Source organism: Gilliamella sp. B14384G10, from assembly GCF_016101685.1.
GTDB lineage: Bacteria > Pseudomonadota > Gammaproteobacteria > Enterobacterales > Orbaceae > Gilliamella > Gilliamella apis_A.
In genome coordinates, this window is record NZ_JACFQA010000001.1 from 217,825 (window position 1) to 239,391 (window position 21,567).

Below are 21,567 nucleotides of genomic sequence, written 5' to 3' on the forward strand. Positions count from 1 at the left end.
AATTTAATGACTATTTTGTAATCTAATGGTCATTAAATAGTCTGGTTAGATTTGTTATAGTATCGCCACAATGATTCATGAGGCTAGACAGTATTGTTTCATTGTTTTATTTCCTTTCATCCATTCCTTGCAATTTAATGCAGCCCTAGTTGATCTAGGGTTTTTTTTTGACTTTAATACTTACTGACGTAAATTTATCCATGGATTACGGCTAATTCACTATAAAACAAATTTCATTTTAGCAAATTTAACCGTAATTGAATATGGTTGATGTTAGTTTTTACGAAGAACAATACCGGTTTCAATATGATCGGTATAAGGAAATTGATCGAACATCGCAAAATGTTCAATTTGATGCGTTTTAGTAAGTTGTTCTAAATTATTTTTCAACGTATTAGGATTACAAGAAATATAAATAATTCTTTGATAACTTTGGATAATCTCAAGCGTATTATCGTCTAATCCTGCTCGTGGAGGATCGACTAATACGGTTTGACATTGATAATCATCTAAATTAATACCCTGCAATCGGTTAAATTGTCGTTCTTTTTTAATTGCAGTGGTAAATTCTTCGGCCGATAATCTGGCAATAATTAAATTATCAATATTATTTACTTTAATATTATGTTGTGCAGAATAAACCGATGCTTTTGCGATTTCAGTTGCCAACACCTTCCTAAAATTTTGTGCTAATGCAATCGAAAAATTACCGTTACCACAATAAAATTCGAGAAGATCACCTTTAGAATCTTTAGTAACCGATATTGCCCACTCCAACATTTTAATGTTGATAGCCGCATTAGGTTGGGTAAAACTGTTTTCCACTTGTCGATAACTAAAGTTATTATCAAATATGGGTAAAGTCTCATCGACATAATCAACATTTACAGCAATTTTTTGATTACTAGCTCGACCAACCAAATTGGCAAAAATACCCTGCTCCGCTAATTGTTGTTTTAAACACTCAGCTTCTATTATCCATTGGTCATCTAATTTTTTATGATATAAGAGTGTTATTAATAACTGGCCGCTCAATGTGGAAAAATAATCAATCTGAAAAAGTTGATGGCGCAACTTATCGTTATATTGAAGTAACGGTAAAATTGTTTGCATGGCACGATTAATTAATTGTGATGCAATTGGGAAGCTATCAATTCTTACTCTTTTTTTAGTTTTTTTATCATACATAATATGATAAAGCTCCTCACCGTTATGCCAAATTCTAAATTCAGCTCGCATACGATAGTGACTAATTGGTGAAGAGAAAACCTGTAAATCGGGTAATGAAAAATCAGATAATAATGTTTTTAAGTTGATTATTTTATTTTGTAACTGCTGGTTATATTTGTCGTTAGAAAAAGATTCTGTCATATTTATAATTCGATCATCAATTTAACTAAAAAGAATAGTATTAAGTTTGCTACCTTGTTATTTTAATTATTTTAGCATAAACCATAAATTATGATAAGTTTAACCATTCATAGTTGGCCAATAAATAATATGGTAATCATGAAAAATTGTTTTTTATTCTTACCTATTTTCGGCTCTGTTACTTAAAGATTATGTTAGTTAAGGATAAACATTGTAGTTATAACAATTGCCGTTATAATGTGGGACAAAATGATAGATAAAAGAGCACTATGACTACACAAACTTTTTCCGATTTACAGTTAGATGATATCCTAATTGACAATCTACAAACACAAAATATTAATACACCAACGGTAATCCAAGCACAAACTATACCAGTAGCATTAGACGGTAAGGATGTTTTAGGATCGGCTCCAACCGGAACCGGTAAAACCTTAGCTTTTTTGATTCCAGCGGTACAACATTTACTTGATTTTCCTCGTCGAAAACCAGGACCACCACGAATTTTGATACTAACCCCTACTCGAGAACTCGCAATCCAAATAGCTGAGCAAGCAAAATTGCTTACGCAATCAACTCACCTAAGTATCGCCACCATTACTGGTGGAGTTGCTTATATGAACCATGCTGAAGTGTTTAGTAAAAATCAAGATATTGTCATAGCCACTACTGGTCGATTATTACAGTATATTAAAGAAGAAAACTTCGATTGTCGTGCGGTTGAAATGTTAATATTGGATGAAGCAGATCGCATGTTAGATATGGGATTTGCTCAGGATGTAGAAACTATCTCTGCAGAAACTCGTTGGCGCAAACAGACGTTACTATTTTCAGCTACGCTTGAAGGTGATGGATTACATAGCTTTGCTAATCGTATTCTTGAACAACCCGTCGAAATCAATGCCGACCCTTCGCGAAAAGAACGAAAAAAGATTTTGCAATTTTATTATCGCGCTGATGATTTTACCCATAAAGTTGCATTATTAACGCATTTATTGAAACAAGAAGAAGTGAAAAAAACGATTGTCTTTGTTCGTAAACGGGAAAGAGTACATGAATTAGTAACATTACTTCATCAAGCAGGTATTCAAAGTTGTTATCTAGAAGGCGAAATGGTTCAAGCCAAACGTAATGAAGCAATCAAAAGAATTAGTAATGACACCGTAAATGTGTTGGTTGCAACAGATGTTGCCGCTAGAGGAATAGATATTGACAATATAAGCCATGTTATCAATTTCGATGCGCCTAAAACCGCTGATGTTTACTTACATCGCATTGGTCGTACTGCTCGTGCTGGAAAAAAAGGTACCGCAATAATGTTAGTTGAAGCTCACGATAATGAGTTATTACTAAAAATTGAACGTTATATACGTGAACCGATTAAATTAAGAACCATTGATGAATTGCGACCAAAAACTAAAGCACCTAAACCTGTGACCAAAAAGAAACCGTCACAAAAAGCTAAACAAAAAAGTGTAGCTAAAAAGCAAGAAGATACGAAAAAGAAAAAGGTAAAACAGCGTCATCGAGATACTAAAAACAAAGGTAAACCAAAGAAAACGATAATTAAAACCGAATAATAATTTATTTATCATAGTTTAAACTTATGAAATCAATCGCTGATAACAGCTTGGCGTATTGATACATACTGCTATAATTCACCGCAAATAAATTACAAATTTAGTTACACAAGGAGACATTTTATGACATTAGTAACTCGTAAGGCACCAGACTTTACTTCATCTGCAGTGCTTGGTTCTGGTGAAATAGTAAATAATTTTAATTTAGCTGAACATATCAAAGGTAAATATGCAGTAGTATTCTTTTGGCCTATGGATTTTACTTTTGTATGTCCATCAGAAATCATTGCTTTTGATCACCGTCTTGAAGAATTCAAAAAACGTGGTGTAGAAGTTATTGGTGTTTCAATGGATTCTGAATATGTCCATAATGCATGGCGTAATACTCCGCAAGATAAAGGCGGTATTGGTGAAGTGAAATTCCCTATCGTTGCAGATATCAAACATAGCATTATGCAAGCTTACGGTGTTGAACATCCTGAAGCAGGTGTTGCACTTCGTGCTTCCTTCTTTATTGATAAATCAGGCGTTGTTCGTCATGAAACTATCAATGATCTTCCAATTGGACGTAACGTTGATGAAATGCTACGTATTGTTGATGCTTTCCAATTCCATGAAGAACATGGTGAAGTTTGTCCTGCACAATGGACTAAAGGTAAACAAGGTATGCAAGCAAATCCAAATGGTGTTGCTAGCTACTTAAAACAACACGCAAGTGAAATCTAATTTTATTCAAAGTTGATATTTTTACATACCTTTCTTCTAACTTTTACCGGAGTTTAACTCCGGTTTTTTTATTTTTAAAATGCAAAAAACTTAATTAATATTTTTATTATTAGGGTTTAAATCTATATCAATGTCCTGAAATATTTGAAAAAAGATTAATAATTACTACTCCAAAAATAATAAATCCCATACCAATCAATGCAGCAAGATCCAATGACTGTTTTAAAAAAATCCAAGCAATTAAACTAATAATGATAATCCCTATTCCCGACCAAATTGCATAAGCAATACCAACCGGTATCGTTTTTAAAGCTAATGATAAAATATAAAAAGAAGCACTATAACCAATTATGGTAATTATTGAAAAAGTCAGATTAGTAAATCCATTAGATAATTTGAGTGAAGATGTTGCAATCACTTCACAGATAATTGCAGCGAAAAGTAGCAGATATGCGTTCATAGTTTTACTCTCAAATTGGTTAAAATTTTAATAAATAGAATATAGACTTGTTATGATATATTTTGTGAACAATTGAGATAATTAAGCGAGCTAAATCGTTAATAATTTATGAAATATTACATGTGTTAAATGGTGGCTTTACAATAACTATTAATAACCAATTAATATGAATAGCAATTTGCCACTATTTACAAAAATAAATACAAAAAGTCAGCTATTTCTATATGACTTATTCATTATACCTAAAATTTAGTGACTTAGCAGTGCCTTTTTAGATTGTACAAATCTAAAGTTTTTTATTCTAATAATAATGTTAATTAATAATATAAATTTCAAAAACGAAAATATGTTATCTTTGAATTTGATTGTTAATTTTTTGAAGATCCTTAAAAAGGAAGATGTTTAATAGTAGATCGTGAAGGAATAACCCTAGACCAATTTATTATTATACAGTGTCATTAAAGTACAAGTTCAGTACAATAACAGAAAGTTACAACGATTTAAGAGAATGAAATTAGTTGCACCTCAAGATTTAAAAAACTACCGCATTTATGTATTAAAACAAAGAAAAGGCGGAAGTGAAGTACTTCTAGAAACGAGAACAAACACAACAAACTTTGAGCTAGCAAAAGCCGCTTTTTGGCAATTGTATAATACGCACTATGATAATAAGCATCTATTATTAATGACTTGCAATAGCAAAAAGTTATACGTTTATCGTTATCAATCATCTCCCGGCGATGAATGTTATATTTCATCTGATACAGAGTTAAATTATGAATAGAGAAAGACAACGAAAAAATGAACAAGCTTATCGAGACAAGAACGCTGGACGCCCTCGTTTGCCAGGTACATATTTAACAGAACAAGAGAGTGAACTCCTCAAAAAATTAGCCACAATCTGCGGGACTCAAAAAAAGCTATTTTTGCCGGGTTAGAGCTATTAGATGAAAAATTAAAAAAAAGATAAAATAATTATTGATTAATCGTTCGCGCAATCAATTGTAATCACAGAGTTTAGAGATAATTCGATTGATCTGATAGACTCCAGAATCATAGTAAATATACAATTGTGAAAGATTTTAATTTTCCCACTACATCTCAAGAATGACACTGAATGACGTATCAATCGCAATTTATGCCAACCGAAATCATTTATCTTATAAAAAGATCGCAGAAACAGTCAGTAAAAAAATTTTGAAGACAATCATATTAAAATAATATTAATAACCGACCAAAACCGAATAAAACCAATTACGGCTGCCATTTTACCACCACTTAGATGTTATTAAATGGATTTTGTCTAATGGCATCCTCAAAGTGATTGGGTGCAAATTGAGCCTAACGCATTGTCATTTTAATATCTGTATGACCAAGTATTTTTTGCAATAGTAATATATTATCACCATTCATCATAAAAAAGGTCACAAAGGTATAACGCAAAACATACAATAATTGCTGATCTGGTAACTCTATTTCAGCTCTTTTAATGGCAGAACGGAAAGCCAAGTAATACGGAGTAAAAAGCTGAACATTTTTTTGGAATTTAATTAAAAAGTTCATCATTTATAGGGACGGGGGTTATGCTTGCCTTAAGTATTAATATAGGTAATTTTCCCGTCTTTGACTTGAGAGCTTTTTAAACTTTCAACTGTACTCCATATGGCATCAGTTGCTAAACCAATTTTAACAATGACCGTTAAATCTTTTGCTTTGCTCTACTCCGCTGATGCTAGTAACAATTTTATTTGGTCTGGGAGCAGGTACGCCATTTCTTGCTCATCAATTGTAAATTGTCTGATGCGCTCAACCGGTTTTTTATGTTTCTATTATCCCATTAGTATCAGTTCATTAAACATCGATTTTATATAGGCTAACTCAAGGTGTAACGTTCGAGGTACAACGGTTTTAACTCGTTCTGGGCGATATATTTCACCATTCAGCCGCTTGGTGCGGTAGTCTGTAAAAATTTTCGATGTAAATTTATTAGCTAGTGGATTATTAATGCTTTTAGAAATAAATAGCAAACTAGTTTACACATTTTCACCATCACTTAACGCCTTACCACGGGCGTCGAGCCAAATTTCGATTAGAGCTAACACCACCTATCATTTTTTCAGCAATCTAATGCTTAGTTATTGCTTGCTCCTTTATATAGTTTTCGTATGCGGCCTCGCCTTTTGTGACAAACGTTTTTCGAATGCACCACCCATCTTCCAGATATTTCTCAAAAAGCCACTTGCCATTTTTTTGTTTTCTGATAGACATAATTGTTAGTCGTCGCTATATAAATATTCACAAAGCCCATTAATATTGAACGTTGATACCGATGTCTTATCGTTAAATGTATATAAAAGATCAAGATCAACAAGATAGTTTTCAAAAGATGATACAAATTTTTCGTTTTTACAGAGTTTTTTATCAAAAAATATATCTGCATATATATCAACATCTTTTTGAAGAAATTCATCTATGCTACCTTTATAACGGTAATCATGAATTATTGATTCATCGGATGAAATTATATTTCTTAATGACATCTTATCGTCAACTTCTATTGGAAAATCACCGAATTTTTTTTCATAATTTTTTTTTGCAATTTCAGCTAGTTCTCTTAGTACATCGCTTTTATCAGCAAAACTTGGTGATGTAAATAAAATGCATGCAGCCAAAGGTAAAGCTAATGCAATAATTTTTTTCATCTCCCTATCCTTATTTTTAGTTCTTAAAAATACTATTTTTTAATAGCATATATTCATCATCTGCTATTGCTTCTTCTTTTTTTAATTTCGAAATACGCTTTAATTTCTCCAAATCATCGTTTGAAAATTCAATAGATTTTTCTATATGTTGTCATTGATGTTAGGGCTTTCTTTACCTGTATATAGCCATTTGAGATTAATCCCTGAGAGCTGAAACGCTCGCCGTGTTCTCGTAAAAGCGGTATACCAACCTTGTTCAGTTCACTGCCAAATTGTGATTGTAGTGATTACACCTATATCAATATAAGCAAATTCTCAATTTCACTAAGCTGAATTACTAATTTACGGTTAATAATAATAAAATTAAGAAAGTGAATTAATACTTATTTCAGTTTTTTCTTTTTTGATCTAATCGCTGTTCAATTAACTTTTCTTGAATTGATGATCCTGCTGCAATGTTATTTATATTTACTTCCGTATTTACTTTGACCATTAATTTCATTTCGTCTTCTGAAAACAAGCTTTTACATAATTGACAGTAAGTTGATAAATAATTAAGAGCATACTCTTTATTTTTATCGAAAATCAAAATAGCTCCATCTAGTTCAGAGTTATTTTGATATTAAACATAAATTAATTTATCGTAAAGAAAATTTTTTCTAAAAGCATAATTATAGTAGTTAAAATATGGCAGTTTATAAAATGCGGATGACGTGTATTTAGGAAATAACTAGTTACTATTAAAACTATCTCTTACTTTAGTTATCAATGTCGCAATCTGATTACCATTTATAACTCGTTGTACTGCTAATTGATTAGCCATCCGTATTCCATTTAAGTTCTCTATTAATTCTTTAGAGTCAGCTGTTACAATTTCAATGCTAATTCTTCTACTATATTATTTAATATAATAGCTGTGTTAAGTATCTGTTTGATTTTCAACAATATTGAAATCACCATAAATTTTTTTTAACTCTGGTTCAGCAATTTTAAATAAACATCTTTCAAACTTTATTTTTTCTTTGTTTGTATATGCCATTTTATTACCTCCTTACTAATTCTTTCTAAAAATCAATATAAAAGTTATATCATAAATTTCATTTTTGTATAAATAAAGTTGTAATTTTGAACTGTATGACTACACTGCACGAAAACGAAAGATCACCGGAGGATCAAACAATATTTTAAATTCTGACAAACTGTATATATATAAAAAAATCTCACAGGTATCGTTATAGAAAGATAGGTCATTATTTCAAATCAGAATCATCAAAAATAGAATAATCGAATTTCCATTTGTGACTTGGATTTCTATTACATTGCACAATATTTTCACTATAATTTTTATTTATTTTTATTTGTCTAAGTGATAAGTTTCCATCACATTTATGTACATTACATTTCCCTGTAATTTTTGTAATAAAAACCGCTCCATATCTATTTGATTCAAGGCTATACCCTAATGGTAAAAGAAGAAAGCGGCATCTAATTAGTAATAACCCAATTACAAAAGTTACCGCCAAAATCCCCAAAAACAGTATAAACAGAAAAATCACAAAATAGTTTACATTTAAAATATCTGTAAAAGCATTTGTAAAAATGGTTATAATATCAGCTAATAAACCTATAGCACTAATAATACTTATCCATTTTGTTTTTACTGTTTTCCCTACAATACTTAGTTTCTTAATGCTATTTCGACTCATAAAACAATCATTTTTAACAACTTGAGGATTATTGATAACTATTGGACCATAATTATTTCCCAGTATATTGTTATTTATATTATTATCGCCGTTTATTTTATTGTGATTTATTATTGATTGATTAAGAGATTTTTGTTTTTCTCCACAATAGCAACAAAATGTTGAATCCAATGGTATCTCTTTTTTACAACAAAAACATATCATATTATCTATACCTAAATTAAGATTAAAAAACAGATGCTAATTACATCTGTTTCGATTATCTCTTATATATAAATATTGCTAATTAATCAAGTAAATAAGGTTCAAATATTACAATCTCCTCTCCCATCCAATCATTGAGCTGTAAAAACCTGACCTAAAGTGGTTTAATTTCGTTTCGGGCAAATACTTTTGATGCCTTTTCTGGATCACCAAATCCACTCGTATTTTTAGGAGAGATCCCCATCAGTGATGGTGGTACTCGGTGTGCTGTTAAGACATCATCTTGAATGACTGATTTAATATCGATAAAGTTATCTTTAGCTGCAACCCCACCAACTAGAATAAGTTTTAAATCATCCTATTTACCATTAGGAACATACATTAATAAATTACGAAAGTTACCTAGTCCGCGACTGTTTGTATCGCCTTTTTTAGTTCATCAATATCTTTTTCATTACGTAATTGATTTGATAAATATAAAATAAATTAGGCATGCGAATCATTTTTAACATAACGCTACCTAAATACTATCTCTAGGTTATCCAGCCAAATCGAATTAATGGGAGCTAGAAATTTGGGTAATTCATAAATGTCTTGATTGATATCAGGCGCTAACATATTCCATATCGGGCCTTTTTGAATTCGTGATCCTCAAAATTTTGATATATGTACCAATATTGGCTTGATTCAACGGCTCACGGGTATATTTTGCCAACGTTATTTTTAACCCATCGATTTGCCTCATCATGTTTGCGCGTTTTCCTAAATAACAATTTCCTAAAATTAAATAATCATTTTCTATTCGTTCAAATGATTAGCGAAATAGATACTTATGATGAATAAACGTACTATAATTAATATTATTTTGAGAACAGAACAAGGTTAGTCTTACCACTCAATGAAACGGCGCTCTTTCTAGCCCTTTACCAGCCCACCATAAATAGACGTGACTAAGCTTTACGCATAAAAATTCCACTTAAGTGGTTTATACACCGTTGAACTAACAAGAGGTCAATCTCGACGTTAAATTTTGCTAGCATTAATCCAATTTAACAAAAGAGTATTTTTATGTCAGGGGTTATTTAAGATTAGATAAACAGGCAAAATATAAACCATATTAAAAATATAGTTACCGCCACTTAATATTTTTTAAGATTTTATCGGAAGGAAAGGTAACAGGTAAGTTATTGATTTTATAGCTTTTAAATGGTGGGTTGTGAGGGGATCGAACCCGCGACCAATTGATTAAGAGTCAACTGCTCTACCGACTGAGCTAACAACCCACTAAAGGAATGAAAACTATTATATAGAAGTTTAGATTTTAATGCAAATACTCTAAAATAAAAACAGCCTTACCAACTAATTTAAAAAAATAAATTAATTTTTCATTACATAGTTAAATGTAAACCTACTATACCAATCACAATTACCGTAAGACCGAATATTCGACTAAAATTTTTCGGCTCCTTAAAAATAAACATATTAGCCAATACTGCACCTGAAGTACCTAGTCCCACCCATACTGGATACACTATACTTAAATCCAGATACTTTAATGAAAAATAAAATAATGAAAACGAAACAAAAAAACCACCCCAATATAACATTAAGCGGAATGAATTTTTTTGTTGCGAATAAAGTTTAAGACCTATAGCACCAATAACTTCAAATATTGCAGCAGTTAAAATAAATAACCATCCCATATCATAATCCAAATTTTAGTTAATTAGCTATCAGCTCGTTTAAGTTGCACAACACCAATAATAATTAATGCAACAAAAAATATTTCAATAAGTTTGATTTCTTTACCAAACAAGACCATATCTATAACTAATGAACCAATCGCACCTACACCAGAAAAAATCGCATACACTGTACCTGTAGGAATAGTCTTACATGCACTGGTTAAAAAGGTAAAATCAACAACGATTACCATTATGACAATAACCCAATGCCACCACTGACTTGCGGTAGTGAAACCAAATACCCAACACAATTCAAAAAAGCAGGTGAGAACAACAAATGCCCACTCTTTATTCCTGCTGTTCATAACGACCTCATCGATTAATTATTTTCAATTTTTATTGCTTAGTATTGTCTTTTCATTAATGTGTTCAATGAAACAAATGATGGTTCGCAAACAAGAACGTTTGCCACCTAAAGATTATGATGTTTATGCAGAAAAACAATTCAACCTTATATAAATTGCAAGATAATTATTGAAATATTTTTGTAATATTTCATTATCATTTTTTATCCTGCCTAAATAATTTTATAACGAAGGATAAAAAATGGCAAGTCTATAATTATTGATAATTCAATGCTTTTAAATAACTTTCTTATTAAGAATAAGATATTTTGAAACCTTCATTTAGCCAATCTTGTTATTATTAAGAAACCTATCAAAAGCTGTAATTGCATTTTTCAATTTTAATTTAGATAGTTTGCTTGTAACCCAATTATCAAGGCAAGTTAGGAATATTAAAATAAATTAATTTATAAAATATTTTGAGGAAAGGGGTTTTTTTAAAATAAAATCAATATAGAATACAAAACTTGGCACTTTATTTAACTCTGAGAATCAAAACAAATAAGGTCCATTGAATAAACTTATTTAATACTGCGATTAAAGAATAAATCAAATAAATCAAAAGGAATCGACAATGTCAAAAAAATCGGACAATGAATTTAAAGTCGGCATAAAGGCTTATGTGTCACTTATTGTGGCCATACTGTTCTTTTCCGGACTATTTTATAACGTAGATGGAAAAGCTTGGTTAGGCGCATTTGATTTTACCAGTTTAAGTGGTAAGTTTGGTACAATGCTCCATCCGGAGAAAAATACATTTGTTGGTGAAGGTGGTAATAGCGCCAGAGCCGGCTTTATTTTCGCTCTTTCATTAATTCCAACTGTAATGCTTGCATTAGGTGTCTTAGAAATCTTTACCCACTATGGTACGATCCGTGCGGCTCACAAATTGTTAACACCATTACTTAAACCTATATTAGGCGTTCCGGGTAAAACAGGTTTGGCATTAATTACGGATTTACAAAGTACTGATGCTGGTGCGGTGTTAACCAAAGAATTATACGATGAAAAACAGATCACTAAAAAAGATCTCGTCATTATTAGTGCATGGCAATATTCTGGTGCAGGGTTAATAAATAACTATTTTTCAATTGGCTCAGCGCTTTTTGCGTCAATGTCTGTTGCAATATTTACGCCACTAGTCATTATGATTGTATTGAAATTTGTCGGTGCAATTTTAGTCCGCCTTGTATTAAATTCAGTTTATAAAAAGGATTTTATCAATGAGTAATTCAAGCAATCAAAAGCAGACCAACAATCCTTTAGATATTTTTGTAATTGGCGCTCGGAAAGGGTTTAATATTGCCATTAACAATCTAATGCCTAACATTATTATGGCATTTGTTATTACCGAAATCTTAAAAAGACTCGGTCTAATGCAATTAATTGGTGAAGTATTTGCCCCAGTCATGGGACTATTTGGATTACCTGGTGAAGCAATTACCGTTTTATTGACAGCTTGGTTATCAGCTTCCGCTGGGACTGGTGTTGCAGTAAATTTAATTAATGGTGGCATTCTTAGCGGTATGGATATCACTATTTTAGCACCTGCTATCTTCTTAATGGGCTCACAATTACAATATATGGGCCGTCTACTTGGTGTTGCTGATGTGCCTAAAAAATATTGGCCACTATTAATGATTAATAGTATTGTTAATGCGTTAATTGCTATGATCATTATGCGATTCATTGTGTGATAAAGGAGATATCTATGTCGAATGTACTCGAGCACTATCACTACTTGCACCAAATTCCTGAGCTAGGATTTGAAGAAGTTAAAACATCAAACTATATAGCAAATAAACTAGAAGAAGCTGGCTATAAAGTAACCCGTAATATAAATAATACTACCGGTATTGTTGCAGAATATGGCACTGGGAAATCAGGTCCTGTACTGGCATTACGTGCGGATATGGATGCCTTAGGACACATTATTGATGGCCAACATTGTGCCAGACACACTTGTGGCCACGATGGCCATTCATCAATGTTATTGACCGCAGCTCAAGAGCTTATCAAAGAAGGAAATATCAAAAAAGGTAAACTAAAATTGATTTTTCAACCAGCTGAAGAGTTAGGTTCTGGTGCATTGGCTATGATTGAAGGCGGTGCAATTGATGATGTTGATATGATCATCGGTTTACATGTTCGCCCGAAAGAAGAATGCCCTAAAGGCTTTGCCTCAGCGGCTATGTTCTATTCCGCTTCAACCACAGTTGAAGTAAATATTCATGGTATACCAGCTCATGGGGCAAGACCTCATTTAGGTGTTAACGCTTTAGATGCGGCAACAATGGCCATTCAAGCAGTAAATACCATTCATCTTGCTCCTAGTTTAACATATAGCGTCAAAGCAACACGTTGTATATGTGATGCAGGTGTAACAAATGCTATTCCATCAGAGGCTTATGTTTGTTGGGATTTACGAGCACCAACCAACCCAGCTATGGATGAATTAAAAGCCAAAACACTCAAAGCGATTGAATTAAGTGTAGCATCGATTGGTGCTAAAGCTGATATCAAAGTATCTAAAGAAATTCCAGCAGCCGAAATAGACGATGAAGTAACTAAAATCATTGCTGAATCTATTACCGATGTACTCGGAAAAGAGGGATTAAAAGATCCTATTTTCACACCTGGCGGCGAAGATTTCTTCAATTATCCACGTGAAAGAGATGTAAAATCTGGTTTTTGGGGCTTAGGTGTCGATTTAACACCAGGTTTACATCATCCTGATATGACTTTTGATACATCAGCATTAGAAAATGGTGTAAAAATTACTAAAACTTGTGCTTTGAAGGTTTTAGGTTAAGCGAATAAATCCGCCGATTACTTCGGCGGTTCCTTGTAAATAATACTTTAAAATGAGATGTTAGTATTAATAAATAGCGTTCTACCTGGTTCATTATAAGTTGCTGCACCAGCTCCACGAACGGTTACTCTACCATTTCTTGATTGTCTTACTGTTGAAGAATTACCTTCTCTAAATAAACGTTTATTAAACAAATTATCAACACCAGCAGTGAATGTAAAATGCTTGTTAAATTGATATTGTCCACTTAAATTTAAAAGAGCATAAGGACTTAGTTGATTAGTTGAACTATCAGTCAGTTTATCACCAAAATAATCATATTTTCTTGGTCGTTGTTTGCCATACCAAGTAACAGCAGTTAACAATGAAAATTTGTCAGTTGCTTGCCAATCTATTGAAGAATTTAAGGTATATTTCGGAATGATTGACAAATAATCACCCGTTTTTTTATTTTTTGACTGCCACATCCAAGTTAGGTTATTACGAAAATAAATTTTTGACGTAACGGGAATTGTTAAACTACCTTCCAGTCCTTCAACCACCGATTTAGGTACATTTTGCCACTGAAAAATATTAGAATTTGTATTACCTCCAGTTTGCCCAATGGGACTCATGCCAGAATCTATTTTATTATGATAATCATTACGGAAATAAGTTAAGCCAACAATTAAGCCTTCATTATTGTGAAACTCTAAACCAATTTCTTTATTTACACTTGTTTCCGCTTTTAAGTTTTTGTTACCTATTAAGTAGCAACTACCACCCGCACCATAACAGCCTTGTCCACGACTATAAAGCAGATAATTAGGGTCAGTTTGATATAAATTAGGTGCTTTATAGGCTCTAGCAATACCCAGTTTTAAACTAAAATAATCACCTATTTCCTGAAATAAGTTCAAACCCGGACTCCAGTTACTACCTGATTGACTTTGATGATTATAGCGTATCGTTGGTGTCAGCATAGTAGTTTGAGTCAGTTCGATATTATCCTCAACAAAAACACCCCAAAGATTAGCTGAGGCATTTTCACTACGATATTTATTTTTAATCCATGGTATACTTTCACCTTCTGTAAAAGTTTGTGTATTTGAAGTTGGATCTTTCATCTTTTGATGATTATACTCACCACCAATAGTCATGGTTTGTGGTAACAGGATGGTTAAAGGAAAATTAGTTTCATTATGTAAGGTAAAATTATTATATTTAATCGTTGAAAAATTATCATCTTTAAAGCGGCCTTCAGTGCCACCAGCTAAACCTTCATTCAAACGAGTATTCCGTGTTTTTTCAAGTTGGATATAAGACATGGTATTTACGCCATTGTCCCAATAACCACGATGAGTTACTGAGTAATTCTGACGATTTATTCTATTAGTTTCGTCGTTATAAAATCGACTAACCAATTTATCAGGATTATTATTTTGAGTGTCTCCAGCGTAAATATTACCTTGACGACTTACACTTGTCTCAAATTCAAGTGATTGTTTATCAGAGATATCCCAACGAAGTATGCCATTTATATCTTTATTACGCACACCTTCACGCCCTGCACTAACCGAACTTGGATTAATTTGATGTTTTTTATTGATATCCCAATCATCAGCCTCAGTTTTATTGAGATTACCATATAAACGCATACTTAGATTATCCGTTAATCCACCTGTTAATAAGATATTTGTTCTTTGGGTTGCCCCTTCTTTACTATGTGAAGGTAGATTTAAATAGCTATTCCACGAAATATGCCACTCTTTGGTTGGCTGCTTAGTGATAATATTCACTACACCACCGGCAGCACCATCACCATAACGAGCAGCGGCTGGACCACGAAGGACATCAATTCTTTCGATAATATCAGACGGTACCCAATTGGTATCCCCTCGAGTATCCCGCTCACCTCGCCAACCATAGCGAACTGACATACGACTTTTTACTGGTCGACCATCAACTAAAATTAATGTGTTTTCTGGCCCCATACCTCGAATATCAATTTGTCGGTTATTACCCCGTTGGCCACTAGTTGAGTTACCCGTCAAACTGACACCAGGCATGGTTCGAATGATTTCTGAAATATCATTTTTGGGTGGCATTTTAGTTAAATCTTTTTGCGTAATCACTGAAACACCCAGAGCTTGTTTGGTCTGCTCAGCCGCAGTTACGATCATAACATCATCTGAATCGCTGTTGTTATTAACTGATGAATGAGCATTATCTGCATATGCATTGTGACAAGCAAAACCGATAAGTGCTGCTAACAAACAAGTCGATTTATATTTTGTATTCATATATTATCCCTGACAATTTTTATTAATAATAGTTATCATTATTAATTAGGTCGGAGTAATATAAATTAAAATTATCTATATTCAAGCTGATTCTGAATATTTGGCTAAATAAGTTTTTATTTAACTCTAAAATTTAATTGAATACCATCTTGCAGAGCAATAATAGCTGCTGTTTTATGAGATTGTTCAGGATAAATTTTATAACTTATTGTTAAGTTATGAATCTTAGCTTGTTTTAGTTGAGTAAATAATAGTTTTGAAAAATCAACCATTTTCCGATTCTGACGGTGTTTTAGTAAAAGTTTTTGCTTCGATGCTGGTAAAGTATAATCAATCGGCAATAAAGATTGCTCAGCCCCCCCCACAGTGATCAACAAATTAACGGGTTGATTTAAAGAATGTTGGTGATTAAGTAAATATTTTGATAATACACTAAACATATAACCATCACTAAACCATAAAGATGGACTTGATATCACATAGGTATTAAAAACGACTGGTTTAGTTAAAAAAATGTATAAATTAAATAATCCTCCATATGAATGGCCAAAAATAGCTTGCTGATTAGGATTAATAACATAGCGCTTTTCTATTTCAGGTTTAAGTTCTTGAGTTAAAAAATCGTAAAAGGCATCAGCACCACCATATTTACCTGACAAATTAATTTGCTTATTAGGTAAAACTTCAAAAACATAATTCTCAGGTTTAGGGAGAAAATCAAAATCACGACGGGTTTGATTAAAATAATCAATGGCGACAATTATACCTTCTTGAATAACACAACGTTCACAAGCCTGATTGGTAATTATCTCGTTAGTTGTTAAAAAGTAGCTGTCACCATCAAGTAAATAAATAATTGGCCAACCACCCTCGGGAGTGGTTTTATTAGGGGTATAAATAGTAACTTTATAATCGCCATTTGATTTCGAATGAAATATTTCAGTTTTTGTGTTTGGAACAATCACATTTTTTGAGAGATTAGATTTTGACTGACAACCAGTTAGGATAAAAATCATTAGAATATACAAAAAACTTAGTCGTGACATAAATTACGCCAGAATCTCAATTATCAAAGAAGTATAAGATATGCTAAATAAGAGCAATTTACCAATAATAAACTAAATAAAACTGAGAGTACTGTCGAATAATTAATCCGACAGCTAATAGTCGGTTACAATTACTTTGATTTAAGATAAGCGACAATATCTTCAATGGTTACCACTGGTAGTTGGTGTTGTTTAGCAAACGCGACAACTTGTGGAGCTCTTGCCATTGAACCATCATCATTAGTTATTTCACAAATTACTGCTGCTGGTTTAAACCCCGCTAATGTTACTAAATCAACCGACGCTTCAGTATGCCCTCGGCGGTTCAGTACTCCACCTTCTTTAGCAACTAATGGAAATACATGGCCAGGATGATTTAAATCTGTTGGTTTAGCATTATCAGCTACCGCTGCTTTGATAGTCGTTACTCTATCTGCTGCAGATACCCCTGTTGTAACACCTTTTGCCGCTTCGATAGAAATAGTAAAGGCAGTATGATTTTTACTAGTATTATTTGCTACCATCATCGGTAATTCTAATTTATCACAATAAGATTGTGGCATACATAAACAAACTATACCGCTGCCATGACGAATAGTTAATGCCATTTGCTGAGTAGTAATAGTTTGTGCTGCCCAGATAATGTCACCTTCGTTTTCCCGATCTTCATCATCTAAAACTAACACCCCAGATCCAGCTTTGATTGAAGCAATTGCTTTTTTTACTCGCTCGATTGACGTGCCAAATTCATTTAAATTAAACTGATTCATGGTAGATACCTATCCTGTTTTATTAAACTAATTATATTTATCCTTAATTAGTATGAAGTTATTAAGTTATAAATATGTTAAATACCAGAATCAGGGCAAGTGCTTGACCATAGTGATTTAGCTATAACGCTAATTATAGAAAAGATAAGCTACTCTCTTTCATCCAGACTTTTACTGTCGGCTTTGGAATCTCACCAAATCTGCTGTCCTTAATAAAATCGATTTTTACTAAGCGCTCGTGGGCTATACCACCGGTGGGGAATTACACCCCGCCCTGAGAATTTTGTCAGTAAACTGACTGCGCACACTATAATATAAAATAGGTAAAAAAACACGGATATTTTATTAAGATAAAAAAATTGCCGCATTAAGCGGCAATAATTAATCGAAAGATTATCGCATACGAATTTCACGCAAATGTCTTTTTTCGGCTCGACGCATCCAAAGCCATGAAATAAAGCCAATAATACCAACAATTAGTAAAATAATTGTTGCTAAAGCATTAACTTGCGGATCGACACCTAAACGAACCTTAGAAAATACTAGTTTCGGTAATGTCATTGCACCAGGTCCAGTGACAAAATTAGCAATAACCACATCATCAAGTGATAAAGTAAATGCCAATAACCAACCGGAAACCAGTGCAGGAGCAATCATTGGTAAGGTAATAATAAAAAATACCTTCAATGGATTCGCACCAAGATCTAAAGCCGCTTCTTCAATTGACTTATCTAACTCTCGTAATCTTGCACTAATAACAACCGTTACATAAGCGGTACAAAATGTCGCATGAGCCATCCAAATAGTCATTGCACCGCGTTCTTTTGGCCAACCAATCGCTTGTCCCATACCTACGAATAACAATAACAAAGCTAAACCAGTAATGACATCAGGCATAACTAATGGTGCTGTAGTCATAAACGAGAACAAATTAGAGCCACGGAATCGTCTAAATCGAATGATGGCAAAAGCGGCTAAAGTACCAAGAACAATCGCCAAAGAAGCTGCGCCTGCCGCAATAGTCAAACTCAATCCTACTGCTTTAAGTAAAGCTTCATTATGTATTAATTCAACATACCATTTAGTTGAAAATTCCGCCCAAACCGTCACTAGCCTTGAGCTATTGAACGAATAAACAATTAAAATGACCATAGGGATATATAAAAAAGAAAAAACTACTAATAGAATTAACCCTTTTAAACATCTCACTAATAATGCAATTGTGACAATAATTGTTAGGATAAGGCTAAATAGAAAACACCCTACATATAAGCTACCACTACCTAATAACGCAAATCCTGATGCAGAAATCAAAACCGATAGCACTATTGAACCTAATAATGCAGAGATAAAAACAATCAATGCTGAGCGCATGACTAATGGTAAATTATTCATTTATTTACCTCCCATTTGTCGGTTTTGAAACTTATTAAAGTAGTAAATAGGCACAATTAATATCAATAACATCACTGTTGCAACGGCTGAAGCGGCTGGCCAATCGTGATTATTAAAGAATTCAGCCCATAATTGGGTACCAATCATTAGACCATCAGAAGGACCTAATAATTCAGGAATAACATATTCACCTACCGCAGGAATAAAGACCAACATCCCACCGGCAATAACGCCATTTTTGGTTAACGGTACAATAATCTTAAAGAAAGTTTTAATTGGTTTACAACCAAGATCTAACGCAGCTTCAATCAGCGTTGTATCGACTTTACTTAATGAGGTATAAATTGGTAATACCACAAAAGGTAAGTAAGAATAAACAATACCGATATAAACAGCTAGGTAAGTTTTCATGATGATTAATGGCTGATCAATAACCCCTAACCACATCAAGAAATTATTTAATAGACCATTAGGATTTAAAATACCAATCCATGCATAAACCCGAATTAGAAACGAAGTCCATGATGGCAATATGATTAATAGTAATAAAATATTTCTGGTTGACGGTTTACATTGCGAAATAGCCCAAGCTAAAGGATAACCGATCAAAATACATAACAAAGTTGAAATTGCAGCAACTTTTAATGATTGTAAATACGAGTCTAGATAAATTGTATCTTCGAGTAGATTAAAATAATTACCAACGTTTAAAACAATATTAACTAGGCCATCTTCATAACTAAACAGTTCGGTATAAGGTGGCACGGCTATCGCTACTTCAGAAAAGCTGATTCGAAATACAATCAAAAACGGTAATAAGAATAATAACAACATCCAAAAATATGGAATAGCTATTACCAATAGACGGCCATATAGTGTCATCAGGTCGGATTCATCACGTTGTAATCGCATCTTTCGATAAGCATAATAGATCGCAACTAAACCTAACCCTGCAGGTATATAGACAATACTACCCGCTATAATTAGCCGATAAGCAAATTTAGATGGCTTATAATGTGCCAAATATGTGCCTAGACAGGATAATAATAGACTTAATACCATTGCCGTGAATAACGCATCTAAAAACAGATTGTCAAATGCATTTATTGTTACAAAACGTAAATAAACACCAAGTAACACTAAGGCATTTAACAACAAACCCCATAAAATGGATCGCATCAATATATCCTCTTGTGTTTATTCGGTAAGCACAACGCAACTATCAATTTCCCAACTAAGATTAACAATATCACCCCAAGTTGGCATTCCTTTACGATAACGATGTTCATTTTGTAGTTGAGCAATAATAATTTGTCCACTTTGTAATTTAACGTGATAAATAGAAAGATCACCTAAATAGGCAATTTCAACTACTTCACCAGTTGCAACATTGTAACCATTGTCTGGAATTTCATCACAGAGTTTAATTTTTTCAGGCCGTAATGCGACTTGAATTGGTACACCTTCTACTGCAGGTGAATCATAATCAACTTTTAATGGATGTTTAATCATCGGACAACTGATGATTAATCCATCTTCTAAGGTTTCTTGTAAGATGCCATCAAAAACATTTACTGAACCAATAAACTCGGCACTATAACGGCTGTTTGGATGTTCATAGATTTCTTCAGGCTCACCTATTTGCACAAATTGGCCTTTATTCATAATCGCAATACGACCAGCCATGGTCATAGCTTCCTCTTGATCATGGGTAACCATTACACAGGTTGCGCCTACTTGTTCTAAAATGCTAACTACTTCAAGCTGCATTCGATCACGAAGTTGTTTGTCCAATGCCCCCATTGGTTCATCTAACAATAGTAATTTTGGTCTTTTAGCTAAACTTCGAGCTAATGCAACGCGTTGTCTTTGACCACCTGATAGTTGATGAGGTTTACGTTTGCCAAACTGCTCCATATGTACAAGCGCCAACATCTCTTCAACACGATGTTTAATTTCATTTTTATCTAATTTATCTTGTTTTAACCCAAAGGCAATATTTTGCTCAACCGTCATGTGAGGAAAAAGAGCATACGATTGAAACATCATATTAATAGGACGATTATAAGGAGGTACTTGTGATAAATCTTTACCATCTAAAATAATTTGTCCAGAAGTCGGTTGTTCAAAACCGGCAAGCATCCGCAATAAAGTTGATTTACCACTACCAGAAGCGCCCAATAAAGCAAAAATCTCTCCGGTATAAATGGTTAAATTGACATCATCAACGGCATAATAATCATCATTAAAAACTTTAGTTAAATTTTTGATCTCCAATAATGGAGTTATCATCTTTTTTTTAGGCTGTACCTGATTTGTTGTTTTATCGTTCACGCTTTTTTCCTCATAACAACAAGCCAAAAAAAACGAGACGGAAAGATTTAAAATCTCCCCGTCTAGAATATATAAGTCAATTAGTTGACA

18 protein-coding genes, 1 tRNA gene, 2 pseudogenes and 1 riboswitch are annotated in these 21,567 nt (G+C 33.0%); of the genes and pseudogenes, 7 read left to right on the top strand and 14 right to left on the bottom strand.

The genetic code is table 11. The features are described 5' to 3' along the window. Positions 1–273: 273 nt before the first annotated feature. Positions 274–1,371: a tRNA (uridine(54)-C5)-methyltransferase TrmA gene (gene trmA / locus H3T54_RS01080; RefSeq protein ID WP_198220447.1), complete on the bottom strand. Its 1,098-nt coding sequence runs from the start codon at positions 1,369–1,371 to the stop codon at positions 274–276. Between the two features lie 269 nt (positions 1,372–1,640). On the opposite strand from trmA, the gene srmB reads away from it, so the two are divergent. Both srmB and H3T54_RS01090 read left to right on the top strand, forming a co-directional pair. Next, the gene (gene srmB, locus H3T54_RS01085) at positions 1,641–2,951 is read left to right on the top strand and encodes an ATP-dependent RNA helicase SrmB (protein WP_198220448.1); all 1,311 of its coding nucleotides are present in this window, start codon (positions 1,641–1,643) and stop codon (positions 2,949–2,951) included. 123 nt (positions 2,952–3,074) lie between these two features. After that, positions 3,075–3,677, top strand: a complete 603-nt coding sequence (locus H3T54_RS01090) for a peroxiredoxin C (protein WP_034902551.1) — start codon at positions 3,075–3,077, stop codon at positions 3,675–3,677. A 127-nt stretch (positions 3,678–3,804) separates the two neighbouring features. Here H3T54_RS01090 and H3T54_RS01095 read toward each other — a convergent pair. Continuing rightward, positions 3,805–4,146: pseudogene (locus tag H3T54_RS01095) on the bottom strand (multidrug efflux SMR transporter); the annotation flags it as partial. A 499-nt stretch (positions 4,147–4,645) separates the two neighbouring features. On the opposite strand from H3T54_RS01095, the gene H3T54_RS01100 reads away from it, so the two are divergent. Together H3T54_RS01100 and H3T54_RS01105 are read left to right on the top strand one after the other, a co-directional pair. After that, positions 4,646–4,921 carry a hypothetical protein gene (locus H3T54_RS01100; protein WP_198220449.1) on the top strand — a complete coding sequence of 92 codons (276 nt, stop codon included), beginning with the start codon at positions 4,646–4,648 and terminating at the stop codon, positions 4,919–4,921. Beyond that, the gene (locus H3T54_RS01105) at positions 4,914–5,075 is read left to right on the top strand and encodes a hypothetical protein (protein ID WP_198220450.1); all 162 of its coding nucleotides are present in this window, start codon (positions 4,914–4,916) and stop codon (positions 5,073–5,075) included. Before H3T54_RS01100 ends, H3T54_RS01105 begins: the two co-directional genes overlap by 8 nt. A 1,335-nt stretch (positions 5,076–6,410) precedes the next feature. Here the strand turns inward: H3T54_RS01105 and H3T54_RS01110 are convergent. From H3T54_RS01110 to H3T54_RS01135, 6 genes are all read right to left on the bottom strand, one after another. Further along, positions 6,411–6,839 (bottom strand): hypothetical protein, encoded by a 429-nt coding sequence (locus tag H3T54_RS01110; RefSeq protein ID WP_110447649.1) that lies wholly within the window; start codon positions 6,837–6,839, stop codon positions 6,411–6,413. A gap of 388 nt (positions 6,840–7,227) precedes the next feature. Beyond that, positions 7,228–7,428: a hypothetical protein gene (locus tag H3T54_RS01115; protein WP_086364385.1), complete on the bottom strand. Its 201-nt coding sequence runs from the start codon at positions 7,426–7,428 to the stop codon at positions 7,228–7,230. Between the two features lie 661 nt (positions 7,429–8,089). Further along, on the bottom strand, positions 8,090–8,716 hold the full coding sequence (locus H3T54_RS01120) for a hypothetical protein (protein WP_198220451.1): 627 nt from the start codon (positions 8,714–8,716) through the stop codon (positions 8,090–8,092). 1,240 nt (positions 8,717–9,956) lie between these two features. Then, positions 9,957–10,032: transfer RNA gene (locus H3T54_RS01125), tRNA-Lys, on the bottom strand. Positions 10,033–10,137: 105 nt separating this feature from the next. Then, entirely contained in the window at positions 10,138–10,452 is a 315-nt protein-coding gene (locus tag H3T54_RS01130; RefSeq protein WP_198220452.1) for a multidrug efflux SMR transporter, read from the bottom strand. A 23-nt stretch (positions 10,453–10,475) separates the two neighbouring features. Then, positions 10,476–10,799 carry a multidrug efflux SMR transporter gene (locus H3T54_RS01135; protein ID WP_110447637.1) on the bottom strand — a complete coding sequence of 108 codons (324 nt, stop codon included), beginning with the start codon at positions 10,797–10,799 and terminating at the stop codon, positions 10,476–10,478. 613 nt (positions 10,800–11,412) lie between these two features. On the opposite strand from H3T54_RS01135, the gene H3T54_RS01140 reads away from it, so the two are divergent. From H3T54_RS01140 to H3T54_RS01150, 3 genes are read left to right on the top strand one after another with little or no spacing between them, the layout of a single operon-like run. Next, positions 11,413–12,069, top strand: a complete 657-nt coding sequence (locus H3T54_RS01140; RefSeq protein ID WP_198200211.1) for a nucleoside recognition domain-containing protein — start codon at positions 11,413–11,415, stop codon at positions 12,067–12,069. Further along, positions 12,062–12,535, top strand: a complete 474-nt coding sequence (locus H3T54_RS01145; protein ID WP_198200213.1) for a YjiG family protein — start codon at positions 12,062–12,064, stop codon at positions 12,533–12,535. The genes H3T54_RS01140 and H3T54_RS01145 overlap by 8 nt, the downstream gene beginning before the upstream one ends. Before the next feature lie 14 nt (positions 12,536–12,549). Continuing rightward, positions 12,550–13,650 (top strand): M20 peptidase aminoacylase family protein, encoded by a 1,101-nt coding sequence (locus tag H3T54_RS01150; RefSeq protein ID WP_198220453.1) that lies wholly within the window; start codon positions 12,550–12,552, stop codon positions 13,648–13,650. Between the two features lie 47 nt (positions 13,651–13,697). Here H3T54_RS01150 and H3T54_RS01155 read toward each other — a convergent pair whose 3' ends face one another. The 6 genes and pseudogenes from H3T54_RS01155 to potG form a co-directional block, all read right to left on the bottom strand. After that, positions 13,698–15,932 (bottom strand): TonB-dependent siderophore receptor, encoded by a 2,235-nt coding sequence (locus H3T54_RS01155; protein WP_198220454.1) that lies wholly within the window; start codon positions 15,930–15,932, stop codon positions 13,698–13,700. 116 nt (positions 15,933–16,048) lie between these two features. Then, on the bottom strand, positions 16,049–16,978 hold the full coding sequence (locus tag H3T54_RS01160; RefSeq protein WP_198220455.1) for an alpha/beta hydrolase: 930 nt from the start codon (positions 16,976–16,978) through the stop codon (positions 16,049–16,051). Between the two features lie 131 nt (positions 16,979–17,109). Continuing rightward, the gene (gene ribB / locus H3T54_RS01165; RefSeq protein WP_198220456.1) at positions 17,110–17,748 is read right to left on the bottom strand and encodes a 3,4-dihydroxy-2-butanone-4-phosphate synthase; all 639 of its coding nucleotides are present in this window, start codon (positions 17,746–17,748) and stop codon (positions 17,110–17,112) included. A 147-nt stretch (positions 17,749–17,895) separates the two neighbouring features. Then, positions 17,896–18,034, bottom strand: a riboswitch (FMN riboswitch). A gap of 107 nt (positions 18,035–18,141) precedes the next feature. Continuing rightward, positions 18,142–18,900 carry an ABC transporter permease subunit gene (locus H3T54_RS01170; protein WP_198221119.1) on the bottom strand — a complete coding sequence of 253 codons (759 nt, stop codon included), beginning with the start codon at positions 18,898–18,900 and terminating at the stop codon, positions 18,142–18,144. Positions 18,901–19,143: 243 nt separating this feature from the next. Then, positions 19,144–20,028: pseudogene (gene potH / locus H3T54_RS01175) on the bottom strand (putrescine ABC transporter permease PotH); the annotation flags it as partial. Positions 20,029–20,340: 312 nt separating this feature from the next. Continuing rightward, positions 20,341–21,477, bottom strand: coding sequence for a putrescine ABC transporter ATP-binding subunit PotG (potG, locus tag H3T54_RS01180; RefSeq protein WP_220000047.1), 1,137 nt, complete (start codon positions 21,475–21,477; stop codon positions 20,341–20,343). Between the last annotated feature and the right edge of the window lie 90 nt (positions 21,478–21,567).